Annotated in this window: 12 protein-coding genes; 8 read left to right on the top strand and 4 right to left on the bottom strand. The window is 56.5% G+C overall.

The window, feature by feature from the left end; all coding sequences use genetic code 11:
• Nucleotides 1-203 precede the first annotated feature (203 nt).
• The 5 genes from Y71_RS00070 to Y71_RS00090 all read left to right on the top strand — a co-directional run bounded on the left by Y71_RS00070 (nucleotide 204) and on the right by Y71_RS00090 (nucleotide 5,122).
• Complete coding sequence (locus Y71_RS00070) at nucleotides 204-1,820, top strand: alpha-glucoside-specific PTS transporter subunit IIBC (RefSeq protein WP_007369409.1); 1,617 nt, start codon at nucleotides 204-206, stop codon at nucleotides 1,818-1,820.
• Complete coding sequence (locus Y71_RS00075) at nucleotides 1,817-3,139, top strand: 6-phospho-alpha-glucosidase (protein WP_007369410.1); 1,323 nt, start codon at nucleotides 1,817-1,819, stop codon at nucleotides 3,137-3,139. Before Y71_RS00070 ends, Y71_RS00075 begins: the two co-directional genes overlap by 4 nt.
• Before the next feature lie 163 nt (nucleotides 3,140-3,302).
• Nucleotides 3,303-3,650 (top strand): YidH family protein, encoded by a 348-nt coding sequence (locus Y71_RS00080; RefSeq protein WP_007369411.1) that lies wholly within the window; start codon nucleotides 3,303-3,305, stop codon nucleotides 3,648-3,650.
• Entirely contained in the window at nucleotides 3,640-3,990 is a 351-nt protein-coding gene (locus Y71_RS00085; RefSeq protein ID WP_007369412.1) for a DUF202 domain-containing protein, read from the top strand. The genes Y71_RS00080 and Y71_RS00085 overlap by 11 nt, the downstream gene beginning before the upstream one ends.
• A 10-nt stretch (nucleotides 3,991-4,000) precedes the next feature.
• Nucleotides 4,001-5,122, top strand: coding sequence for an anaerobic sulfatase maturase (locus Y71_RS00090; protein ID WP_007369413.1), 1,122 nt, complete (start codon nucleotides 4,001-4,003; stop codon nucleotides 5,120-5,122).
• 1 nt (nucleotide 5,123) lies between these two features.
• Here the strand turns inward: Y71_RS00090 and dsdA are convergent, their stop codons facing one another.
• Entirely contained in the window at nucleotides 5,124-6,440 is a 1,317-nt protein-coding gene (gene dsdA, locus Y71_RS00095; protein WP_007369414.1) for a D-serine ammonia-lyase, read from the bottom strand.
• A gap of 160 nt (nucleotides 6,441-6,600) precedes the next feature.
• Here dsdA and Y71_RS00100 point away from each other — a divergent pair, with 160 nt between their 5' ends.
• Complete coding sequence (locus Y71_RS00100; protein ID WP_050998872.1) at nucleotides 6,601-7,689, top strand: cellulase family glycosylhydrolase; 1,089 nt, start codon at nucleotides 6,601-6,603, stop codon at nucleotides 7,687-7,689.
• On the opposite strand, the gene emrD is transcribed toward Y71_RS00100, so the two are convergent.
• From emrD to tisB, 3 genes are all read right to left on the bottom strand, one after another.
• On the bottom strand, nucleotides 7,592-8,776 hold the full coding sequence (gene emrD, locus Y71_RS00105; protein WP_035941968.1) for a multidrug efflux MFS transporter EmrD: 1,185 nt from the start codon (nucleotides 8,774-8,776) through the stop codon (nucleotides 7,592-7,594). The genes Y71_RS00100 and emrD overlap by 98 nt on opposite strands.
• 177 nt (nucleotides 8,777-8,953) lie before the next feature.
• Nucleotides 8,954-9,787, bottom strand: coding sequence for an EamA family transporter (locus tag Y71_RS00110; protein ID WP_007369417.1), 834 nt, complete (start codon nucleotides 9,785-9,787; stop codon nucleotides 8,954-8,956).
• Nucleotides 9,788-9,906: 119 nt separating this feature from the next.
• Nucleotides 9,907-9,996, bottom strand: coding sequence for a type I toxin-antitoxin system toxin TisB (gene tisB, locus Y71_RS00115; RefSeq protein ID WP_064562565.1), 90 nt, complete (start codon nucleotides 9,994-9,996; stop codon nucleotides 9,907-9,909).
• A 513-nt stretch (nucleotides 9,997-10,509) separates the two neighbouring features.
• Between tisB and ivbL the strand changes: the two genes are divergently transcribed.
• A complete protein-coding gene (gene ivbL / locus Y71_RS30515; protein ID WP_139227959.1) occupies nucleotides 10,510-10,608 on the top strand; it encodes an ilvB operon leader peptide IvbL in 99 nt (32 codons plus the stop codon).
• A 103-nt stretch (nucleotides 10,609-10,711) separates the two neighbouring features.
• On the top strand, nucleotides 10,712-12,400 hold the full coding sequence (gene ilvB / locus Y71_RS00125; RefSeq protein WP_007369419.1) for an acetolactate synthase large subunit: 1,689 nt from the start codon (nucleotides 10,712-10,714) through the stop codon (nucleotides 12,398-12,400).
• Nucleotides 12,401-12,403: the final 3 nt, after the last annotated feature.

Consider the following 12,403-nt stretch of genomic DNA (forward strand, 5'->3'; position numbering starts at 1 on the left):
CGTCAGCGGGAACATTGCCTCTGAATATGTCCATTTTTTGCCTGAAAAGTAGACCTGAGCACGTGAAATAAAACCATGAAAGCGATCACGAATCGCAGCGGCGCGCCATGTTGGCGCGGCGGCGACTTCTTATGCTGCTCACAGGTCCACAAAAAACCAACAAGGCCTCTACCCCCTACAAGTTGTTACATGAGGATTCTATGATGCTCAGTCAAATACAACGCTTCGGCGGCGCTATGTTCACACCGGTGCTGCTCTTCCCGTTCGCCGGTATGGTGGTGGGTATTGCCATCATGCTGAGTAATCCCCTGTTTGTCGGTGCGACATTAACCGCACCCGACAATCTGTTTGCGCAATGTGTCCATATCATCGAAGAGGGCGGCTGGGCGGTGTTTCGCAATATGCCGCTGATTTTCGCCGTCGGTTTACCGATTGGGCTGGCAAAACAGGCGCAAGGGCGAGCCTGCCTGGCGGTGCTGATCAGTTTTCTGACCTGGAATTACTTCATTAACGCCATGGGAATGACCTGGGGTCACTTTTTTGGCGTCGATTTTAGCATTGAACCCACGGCGGGCAGCGGTTTAACGCTGATTGCCGGGATCAAAACTCTCGACACCAGCATTATCGGGGCGATTGCGATTTCCGGCATTGTCACCGCCATCCATAACCGCTTTTTCGACAAACCGCTGCCCGTGTTTCTCGGCATCTTCCAGGGCACCTCATTTGTGGTGATTATCGCCTTCCTGGTGATGATCCCCTGCGCCTGGCTGACGCTGTTGGGCTGGCCGAAAGTGCAGCTTGGCATTGAATCGTTGCAGACTTTTCTGCGCTCTGCCGGGGCGCTGGGCGTGTGGATTTACACTTTCCTGGAACGCATTCTGATCCCGACCGGGCTGCACCACTTTGTCTACGGCCCCTTTATCTTCGGCCCGGCGGCGGTGGAAGGCGGTATTCAGATGTACTGGGCGCAACATCTACAGGCATTCAGCCAGAGTACCGAACCACTAAAAGTTCTGTTCCCGGAAGGCGGCTTTGCCCTGCATGGTAACTCGAAAGTGTTTGGCTCCATCGGCATCGCGCTGGCGATTTGGTATACCGCCGCGCCGGAAAACCGCGTCAAAGTCGCGGGACTGCTGATCCCCGCAACGCTGACGGCTGTGCTGGTGGGCATTACTGAACCGCTGGAATTCACCTTCCTGTTTATATCCCCGCTGCTGTTTGCTGTTCACGCTGTACTGGCAGCGACGATGGCGACGGTAATGTATAGCTTTGGTGTGGTGGGCAATATGGGCGGTGGGCTGCTCGACCAGTTTCTGCCGCAAAACTGGATCCCGATGTTCCATAACCATGCTGCGACGGTTTTCACCCAGATTGCCATCGGCCTCTGTTTTACCGCGCTCTATTTCGTCGTTTTCCGCACGTTGATCGCCGTCTTAAACCTGAAAACGCCCGGCCGGGAAGAGAGTGAAATCAAACTCTACAGCAAGGCCGATTACAAAGCAGCGCGCGGACAAACCACGGCGGCAGCGAAAGACTCGCTGGGCCAGGCTGCGGGATTTTTGCAGGCGCTGGGCGGTGCGGCAAACATCGAAAGCGTCAATAACTGCGCGACGCGGCTGCGCATCACGCTGGTCGATACGGCGAAAACCCAAAGCGACGACGTCTTTAAAGCGCTGGGCGCGCACGGTGTTGTGCGACGCGGCAACGCCATCCAGGTGATTGTCGGCCTGCATGTTCCCCTGCTGCGCGACCAGCTTGAATCCCTGATGAAAACCCCTTTGACCAATGAACCATCCACCATGACGGAGGCAGTATCATGAAACAGTTTTCAGTGGTTATCGCCGGCGGCGGCAGCACGTTTACCCCCGGTATCGTTTTGATGTTGCTGGCAAACCGCGATCGCTTCCCGCTGCGGGCGCTGAAATTTTATGACAACGATGGCGCGCGCCAGGAAACCATCGCCGAAGCCTGCAAAATTATCCTGCAGGAGCAGGCGCCGGAGATTGAATTCAGCTACACCACCGACCCGCAAAAGGCCTTTACCGATGTCGATTTTGTGATGGCGCATATCCGCGTCGGTAAATACCCGATGCGTGAAAAAGATGAAAAAATCCCGCTGCGCCACGGTGTATTAGGCCAGGAAACCTGCGGGCCTGGCGGTATCGCCTACGGTATGCGTTCTATCGGCGGCGTTCTGGAGCTGGTTGATTATATGGAAAAATATTCACCCAATGCGTGGATGCTTAACTACTCCAACCCGGCAGCAATTGTCGCAGAAGCCACGCGTCGCCTGCGCCCGCAGGCCAAAATCCTTAACATCTGCGATATGCCTATCGGCATTGAAGGACGGATGGCGCAAATTGTCGGTCTGAAAGACCGCAAAGAGATGCGGGTACGCTACTATGGGCTTAACCACTTCGGCTGGTGGACATCAATTGAAGATCTGAACGGTAACGATTTGATGCCGAAATTGCGCGAATATGTGGCGAAACACGGTTATGTTCCGCCAGCGGATAACGCACATACCGAAGCAAGCTGGAACGATACGTTCGCCAAAGCGAAAGATGTGCAGGCGCTCGACCCGGATACCATGCCAAACACTTATCTGAAGTATTACTTCTTCCCGGATTACGTGGTTGCTCACAGTAACCCGGAACGTACGCGTGCCAATGAGGTGATGGATCATCGTGAGAAGCAGGTGTTTGGCGCTTGCCGGGCGATTATTGCTGCCGGGAAGTCTTCCGCCGGTGAGCTGGAGATTGACGAACATGCCTCTTACATTGTCGATCTGGCTACTGCCATTGCCTTCAACACCCAGGAGCGCATGCTGCTGATCGTGCCGAACAATGGCGCCATTCATAATTTTGATGCCGATGCGATGGTAGAAATTCCTTGTCTGGTGGGGAAAAACGGCCCGGAACCGCTGACGGTCGGTGATATTCCGCACTTCCAGAAAGGGTTGATGAGCCAGCAGGTGGCGGTGGAAAAACTGGTGGTTGATGCCTGGGAACAGCGCTCCTACCAGAAGTTGTGGCAGGCGATCACACTGTCGAAAACTGTGCCCAGTGCGACGGTGGCGAAAGCGATTCTCGACGATCTGCTGGAAGCGAACAAAGCGTACTGGCCGCCGCTGCATTAATTCTCCTGTCCGGCACCGTCAGGGTGCCGGCTTTCCATTGCGCGAAAGAGTCGAAAAGCGTCAGTTTATCCGCTACTTTGAAGGCCTGGCCGGAGCGGTTTTTCCCTTTACCGTTGCAAGAAGGGGTAATGCCGACAAGGTTATCAACGTGGAAGGAGAACAGATGAAAATTTCCCGCGTCGGTGAAGCGCCGGACTACCGCTTCTCGCTGGCGAATGAGCGCACGTTTCTTGCCTGGATCCGCACTGCTCTGGGGTTTCTCGCGGCGGGCGTTGGGCTGGACCAGTTAGCGCCGCAGTTTGCCACGCCGCTGATTCGTGAAGTGCTGGCGCTGCTGCTGTGTCTCTTCTCCGGCGCGCTGGCGCTCTATGGCTATCTGCGCTGGCTGCGCAATGAAAAAGCGATGCGCCTGAAAGAAGATCTGCCCTATACCCGCGTGCTGATGGTAATAAGCGTGGCGCTGCTGGCGGTTGCGCTGGTGGTGATGGTGCTGGTGTTCTATGCCGGATAACCGCAAAGCCCGGCGCGAAACGGATCCTGGTCTGCAACCGGAACGGACATCGCTGGCATGGTTGCGCACGCTGTTCGGCTACGGCGCGCTGATGGCGCTGGCCGTCAGGCATAACTGGCAACATTCGGGCATGCCTTTCTGGATCTCGCTCATCATTCTGGCGCTGGCAGCGTTACTGCTCTGGCGCTATACCCATAAGCGTATCTTAATGGACGTCAATAAAAGCGATTTCGCCTTACCCGGCGCAATACGTGACAAATTATTGATCTCCCTCGCGGTGCTTTCCCTCGCATTACTGTTTGCTGTAACGCATATCCGTCAGCTTATTCTTATCTTGTGAGGATGTTTGCATGCCAGGCTGCCACGTTATGGCTAAGCCCGCCAGTTCACGCTGCAACCTTAACTGCCGCTACTGTTTTTACCTCGAAAAACCGCAGCAAAATGTTATGGATGACACCACGCTGGAGGCATTTATTCGCCAGCAGATCGACGCCCAGCCGGGCGAAAAAGTGCCGTTTGCCTGGCAGGGCGGCGAACCGACGCTCTGCGGGCTGGAATTCTTTCAGCGCGTTGCTGCCCTGCAAAAAAAGCACGCCAATGGCAAACGTATTGAAAACGCCTTCCAGACGAATGGCATTCTGCTGAATGAGGAGTGGTGCCGTTTTTTTCATGACAACGGCTGGCTGGTGGGCGTTTCCATCGATGGCCCGGCGGATTTGCATGATGCTTACCGTGTGAACCGCAGCGGCAAACCATCACACCCGAAAGTCCTTAATGCCATTGCGACGCTGAATAAACATCAGGTCGAGTACAACCTGCTGTGCGTCGTCAATAATCTCAATAGCCAGCAGCCGCAGCGCCTGTATCGCTATTTACGTGCGCTTGGTACGCCGTTTTTGCAGTTTATTCCGTTGGTGGAGCTGGACGCGCAGGGGCGCTTGTCTGCCGAATCGGTCAGCGGCGAAGCCTGGGGAAACTTTCTTACCGCGATATTCGACTTGTGGGTGCGGGAAGATATTGGCCGCGTTTACGTGCAGTTATTTGACTCCACGCTCGGCGTCTGGAGCGGCTATCCGTCGCAAATGTGCAGCTTAGGCGAGACCTGCGGCCACGCTTTTGCGCTGGAAGCGAACGGCGATCTCTACCAGTGCGATCACTATGTCTCCCCGGATTACCGGCTGGGCAATCTGCATCAGATCCCGATTAAAACGCTCAACGCCAGCCATGAAGCAGCGGCTTTTGGGCAGAGTAAAAAAGCCAGCCTCAGCGAAGTCTGCCTGCGTTGTGACATGCTGCGTTTTTGCCGGGGCGACTGCCCGAAGCACCGCATCGTTGAGGGAAGAAGCGCGCTTTGCCACGGTTATCACCGCTTTTTCAGCCACAGCGCGCCGCATATGCGCGTGATGCGCGATCTGCTGCGCCAACGGCGCTCCCCTGTCGAACTGATGGCCTGGCTGCGCCGGAGCGGCTGATTTAGCGGGCTTTCGCCAGATAGTGCGCCATCTCATCGGCGGGCACCATTCCGCCGCCGGTGGCCCATACCAGGTGGGTGGCCTGCGCCAGTTGTTCAGGGCTAAAGCCGTGCAGTTGATGATAGCCGCTGTTGCTGCAAATCCGTTGCGGCCCGGACATTCCCGCCAGCGCTGACGGCTCCAGTTGAATGCCCTCTTCCTGCGCCAGCCAGCCGAGTTGCTGGTAAAGTGTGTTGTCATCAACGGTGTAGAAGCCGTCCAGCAGGCGCTCCATTGCCCGTCCGACAAAGCCGGAAGCGCGCCCGACCGCCAGACCATCGGCCGCCGTCTGGTTATCAATCCCCAGATCCTGCACCGCAATGCCGTCATGCAGCCCGGTATACACGCCCAGCAACATACAGGGAGAATGCGTTGGTTCGGCAAAAATACAGTGTACCGCGTCGCCAAACGCCAGCTTCAGACCAAAGGCGACACCGCCAGGCCCGCCGCCCACGCCGCACGGCAGATAGACAAACAGCGGATGCGCGTTATCCACCACTTTGCCAAGCCGTGTGAACTGATCTTTCAGGCGCTGTCCGGCGACGGCATAGCCCAGAAAGAGGGTGCGGGAGTTCTCATCATCAATGAAAAAGCAGTTCGCATCCGCTGCCGCCGCTTTGCGCCCTTGTTCAACGGCCACGCCGTAATCTTCGGCATACTCCACCACGTTTACGCCGTGGCTGCGCAGTAGCGCTTTTTTCCATGCCCGGGCATCGGCTGACATATGTACCGTGACGTGAAAACCAAGCCGCGCGCTGATAATCCCGATCGATAACCCCAGATTTCCCGTGGAGCCAACGGCGATGCTGTACTGGCTGAAGAAACGGGCAAATTCAGGCGACAACAGTTTGCTGTAATCGTCATCCGGCGTCAGTAATCCGGCGGCGAAAGCCAGTTTTTCCGCGTGGGTCAGTACTTCATAAATGCCGCCGCGCGCTTTAATAGAACCGGAAATCGGCAAATGGCTGTCTTTTTTCAGCCACAGCTCGCCGGTGATATCCGGACTGAGGCGGCGCTGCATTGCCGGAATCGGAACCACGTCAGATTCAATCATGCCGCGGCTTGCCGCCGTTTCCGGGAAAGCCTGCGCAATGAACGGTGCGAAGCGGGCAAGCCGCGCGTGGGCCTCGCTAACATCCTGTTGTGTCAGGCCAACATGCGGCAAAGCGCGTGCAACGGAGGTACTATTAGGGTTAAACCACTGCGTTTCTTTCAGCGCGATCAACTGCTCTATAAGCGGAAACTGCTGGATGAGTTTCTGAATGTCGGCGTTTTTCATCGGTTCGTTTTCGTAAGAATCGGAGCGTTAAAGAAAACAGGAATCCGCTAGCGGTGCAAGTGGGTCGCGGTTTTGAGAATTTATTACGTTTTGCTGCTACACGTGTAAACGCAAGCATGCTAAATACATGTATTCATCCCTGATTTTCACAAGGTCAACTGTGTTAAAACCACTGATTGCAGTTGTTATGCTGTTGGCGGGAACCTCTGTGTTTGCCGCTGATACTCCGCTGACGGCGGCGCAATATGCGCAAAAGCTGGGGGTGGGGATGGATGTCGACTGGGCGCGTACCGATCGGGGTATCCGCGAGTTCGACCCGCTGATTGTGCGTGATTTCTACGACGCTGGTATCCGCCATGTACGCATTCGCGTTGCCGATAATATGACGGAAGCGCGGCTGATCCACCTGCGTAAACTGGTGGAGGCATGCGAACAGTATGGGGTGATTCCGGTAATTGCCTATCAGGCAGACAGCTTCAAAGCCGATCCGGACGCCAAAAACGAAGCGCAACTGGTGGCGTGGTGGTCAACGGTAGCGAATTTTTTCGGTACCGGGCACCCTATGCTCGGTTTTGATGTGATTTATGAACCGGCTGACAAACTTAACCGCGATTTGCCCGCCCTGAATCGCGCTTATGAAAATGTCGTGCGCACCCTGCATGATATCGACGCTCAACGCATGATTTTTATTGCCCCGCGTATGCGCGCCGCGCCGGAAGATCTCTCCTCGTTGAAACTGCCGCCACACAGCCAGAACTATCTGTTGGCCGAGTGGCACATTTTCCCGTGGGGGCCACTGAAAAATAACGGTAAATATCCGTGGACATCGGGCACGGCGGCGGAAAAAGCCGCCATTCGCGCGCGGATTAATACAGCGGTGCGCTGGCAGCAGAAATCCGGGCATGCCAGCTGGGTTGGCGGCTGGGCGGTAGGCGAATCCATTAAAAATGCGCCCACCGAATCACAAATGGCTTTCGCCCGTTTTATGGCCTGCGAACTGAATAAGGTGAAAATTCCCTATGCGATCAATACCGATACGCAATTTTATGACGGCGAAGAGGGCGCATGGCGGCCAGGGCCGGAGCCGTTATTGAAAATGATGATTGCGCCGGAGTGCGACAAGCCCGACGCGAGGCCGGGCCATCATGAGGTTAAATCACCGGTTCATGGCGAGAAAAACGCGTCGCCAGCGGCAGCCAGCACAACAGAATTAAAAGCCCCGCCAGCGTCATCAGCATCCCAAGGCTAAACTGGCCGTTCTGCGGCAGTTGTGAAGAGAGCCACGCCAGGCCGCCAGAGCCGATGTTCTGCAACCCGCCAACCAGCGCGCCCGCGGTGCCCGCCAGAAACGGGAATGGCTCCATTGCGCCGCTGGTCGCCAGCGGGAACAGCATTCCGGCGCCGAAGAAAAACAGCGCGGCGGGCACGATCAGCGTCCAGATATTCATCACCCCGACAATGCCCGGGAGCCACATCATCAGACCGGCCGCCAGGCAGCAGATCACCGACTGCCACATCAACGAAGTAAAGCGCTTGTTCTGCCGCCCGGCAAACCACGCGCCGAAAAAGGCCGCTGGCACTGGCAGAATAAACAGGACGCTGACCGTCATGCTGTTCAGGCCCAGCACGCCGCCCATCAATACGCCCGAGCTGGCTTCAAAGACCGCAATCCCGGCCAGACCGCCAATCAACATCAGCAGGTAACAGTTAAATGCGCCGTTGCCGAACAGGGTTTTGTAGCTGGCCAGCAGGCGGATGCGCGGCGCGTCTTTTGGCCGGGTTTCCGGCATCCAGCGCGCCATACTCCAGGCGACGACCAGGCACAGCACCAGCAAAAAGATAAAACAGGCGCGCCAGCTAAACAGCGTATTCAGCACACCGCCGATCAGCGGCGCAAGCAGCGGACTAACCAAAATCCCCATATTCAACAAACTGTTGGCGTGACGCAGTTCCGTACCGGCATACAGATCGCGCGGCAGCGTTCGCGCCATCACGCCGCCCACGCCGGTGCCAATGCCCTGTAAGGCGCTGGCCAGAATTAACATCGACAGGCTGTGCGTGGTAATGGCGATCAGCGTCGCCAGCAAAAAGATGCTCATTCCGGCCAGGATCACCGGGCGGCGACCGACTCTGTCCGCCAGCGGGCCATAGAAGAGCTGAGAGACACCGTAAGTCAGCAGATATGCAGCCATGACGCTTTGTACCGCGCCTTCGCGAACATTCAGGGTGAGCGCCATATCCGCTATCGCCGGGATATAGATGGTTTGCGCCATCTGCCCGACAGCCACCAGAAGCACCAGCATCAATAACAAATTGACGTTTCTCTGCCTTTTCATGTCGATGATTACTTTTAAAAAATGGAGGATTAAAGAATATATGGCTGCAATACAGCCTTAATGCCGGAGAAATCTAGCACAGCCAGATGACAGAACCACAATTATCCGGTGCAAAGACAGGAGGGAGACAGGCAGGTTTTATAGACAACATTCGGCAACTTTTGTTGCCAGTAAGTTTCAGGAAAGGCGCAGCAGTATCGCACCGGCGGCAATGCCACAGGCGGCAACAATCCGCAGCCCGGCAACCTGCTCTTTGAGAAGAACAAACGCAATCAGAGCGCCGAACAGAATTGAGGTTTCGCGCAGCGCAGCGACGACCGCCAGCGGCGCTTGCGTCATCGCCCACAGCGCCAGGCCGTAAGAGCCCATGGTGCCGATGCCGCCGGGAATGCCCTTTTTCCAGTTGGCGACCAGATAACGCGTCACCTCTTGCCGCCGCGCCAGCATCGCCCACAACAACAGGCAAAAACCGTTAAGGAAGAAGGTCCATAATGTGTAGCCCAGCGCAGAACCGGCAAGACGAACGCCGGTGCCATCGACCAGCGTGTAACCCGCGATGAACCCCGAATTAATCAGCGCCAGCCAGATCCCTTTGCGTGACTGCGTGCGTCCGTTAAACGCCATCGCCAGTATCGACAGGCAGATCACGGCAATACCGCCCCACGCCACGCCAGAAAGCGAATCGCCGAGGATCAGTACGCTGATAAGCGCCACCAGCAGGGGCGCGGTGCCGCGCATCAGCGGATAGGTCTGGCTCATATCCGAAACCTGGTACGTTTTTGCCACCAGCACGGTGTAAACCACCTGCAACGCGCACGAGACGGCGAGATAAGGCACGCTGGCGAGCGTCGGCTGTGGCGAGAAAGGTAACAAAATCAGCGCGATCAGCGCGGCGGAACCGCTGACGGCAATTGCCGAATAGAGTTTGTCGCTGCCGGATTTCACAATGGCATTCCAGCTGGCATGAAGCAGAGCGGCAAATAGCAAAATGCAGAAAACGGAGAGTGTCATGGTGGCCCGGGCGAGTGAGTTGTCAACAAAATGTAACATGCCGCCCGCAGCGGATACCAGATTAGCGGTGTTAAAGAGGGGCGGTTGCCCGCCCCTCTTTGGTGCGGCTTGAACCTGAATTAACGCAGGAATTTCAGGACAGCTTCAAGCAGTTGCAACAAAGCAACAATGAGTTTCAGGATCAGAATAAACAGTTCCATTCCGCTCATACGCGTCTCCTCTGGTTCAGGAGCACCGGCTGGCTTACCTTTCCGCTGCCTGTTGTCAGCCGTGTTGTTGGCGTAACGCAGTGTGCTCGCTTAGGGGTTAAGGCGCTGACGGCACCACCCGTTTCAGCCAGGACTTGTTTGCGCCGTAGAATTGCGGCCCCTGCACACTGATTAGCAAGGTCAGTATATATTAACACTGTTTATATATACAGTATTTATTGGACGAAATTTTGACCTTGATCCATACTCAATGCGGGAAAAAACGCCTGAAAATTGCGCGGCGGCCTGTTTCCGCGTATAGTTCCACTGTTGACGTAACGCAGTGTGTTTGCGGCCACCAACCGCAAAAAACTGTATAAAAACCTCGCTCCGGCGGGGTTTTTTGTTTTCAGCGGCTGCATAACCAAACGTGATCCGCCGCGCAGTTTTCTGCGGGTGCGTAAAAAGCAGTTGTCGGCGACGAAATCCTGTGTTTGTATAAATCCTGTTAATTACATGACAGACAGGTCCCTAATGAACGCTTCCACAATGTCGATGAACCTACTAAAAACCGCGCATAACGCCGCGGTGGTCGTCGTGCGTGTGGTGGTGGTCGTCGGCAATGCGCCGTAGGGTCCGGAACAACACACGATTCCAAAACCCCGCCGGCGCAAACCGGCGGGGTTTTTCGTTTAACCCCCTCCGGAAAGCTGGCCCAGAAGAAAAGGACTGGAGCATGGCAAGTTCGGGCAGCACATCACAACCCACGCGCTACACTGGCGCGCAACTGATTGTTCATTTACTGGAACGACAGGGCATCACCACGGTAACCGGCATTCCTGGCGGTACGGTTCTGCCGCTGTACGACGCGCTCAGCCAGAGCAAACAGATTCGCCATGTGCTGGCGCGCCACGAGCAGGGCGCAGGTTTTATTGCGCAGGGCATGGCGCGTACGCAGGGTAAACCGGCGGTATGTCTGGCCTGTAGCGGGCCGGGTGCGACCAACCTGGTGACCGCCATCGCCGATGCGCGCCTCGACTCCATCCCGCTGGTTTGCATTACCGGCCAGGTACCCGCCTCGATGATCGGCACCGATGCGTTTCAGGAAGTGGACACTTACGGCATCTCTATCCCCATCACCAAACACAACTACCTGGTGCGTGACATCGCCGAACTGCCGCAGGTAATTTGCGATGCGTTTCGCATTGCGCAGTCCGGCCGCCCTGGCCCGGTGTGGATAGATATTCCTAAAGATGTGCAGACGGCGGAAATCACCCTGAGCGAACTGCCGGAACCTGGCTACAAAACCCCGGCCCCGGCCTGGAATGCGCAGGCGGTGCGCGAAGCCGCAGAGATGATCAATGCCGCGCAGCGTCCGGTGCTCTATCTCGGTGGCGGGGTAATCAATGCGCCGCAGCAGATTCGTCATCTGGCGGAGAAAGCCAACCTGCCGACCACCATGACGCTGATGGCGCTCGGCATGCTGCCGAAGCAACACCCGCTGTCGCTGGGCATGCTGGGGATGCATGGCGCACGCAGCACCAACTTTATCCTGCAAGAGGCGGATTTACTGGTGGTGCTTGGGGCGCGTTTTGATGACCGGGCAATTGGTAAAACAGAGCAGTTCTGCCCGAATGCCAAAATTATCCATGTCGATATCGACCGCGCGGAGCTGGGCAAAGTGAAGCAGGCGCATGTAGCGATCCAGGGCGATGTCGGCGAAGTGCTTGACGCGCTGATCCCGCACGTTGAGGCGCACTCCCGCCACGCCTGGCGTAACACGGTTGAGCAACTGCAACGCGAGTTTCCGGGCGCCATTCCGCAGGGCGGCGATCCGCTGAGCCACTACGGTCTGATCAACGCCGTTGCGGCTTGCGTTGATGATAACGCCATTATTACGACCGATGTGGGCCAGCACCAGATGTGGACGGCACAGGCGTACCCGCTTAACCGCCCGCGTCAGTGGCTGACTTCCGGCGGCCTGGGCACCATGGGTTTTGGTCTCCCTGCCGCCATTGGTGCCGCGCTGGCGAACCCGGATCGCAAAGTTATCTGCTTCTCCGGCGATGGCAGCCTGATGATGAACATTCAGGAAATGGCCACCGCCGCAGAGAATAACCTCGATGTGAAGATAGTGTTGATGAACAACGAAGCACTGGGGTTGGTTCACCAGCAGCAGAGCCTGTTTTATAAATCTGGCGTGTTTGCGGCAACCTATCCGGGGATGGTTAATTTTATGCAGATCGCCGCAGGTTTCGGCCTGCAAACGTGTGATTTAAACGCCGCAGCCGATCCGCAGGCCGCGTTGCAGGAGATCATCGCCCGTCCTGGCCCGGCGTTGATCCATGTCCGTATCGACCCGCAAGAAAAAGTTTATCCGATGGTACCGCCGGGCGCGGCAAATACAGAAATGGTGGGGGAATAAGCC

Source organism: Kosakonia radicincitans DSM 16656 (assembly GCF_000280495.2).
GTDB lineage: Bacteria > Pseudomonadota > Gammaproteobacteria > Enterobacterales > Enterobacteriaceae > Kosakonia > Kosakonia radicincitans.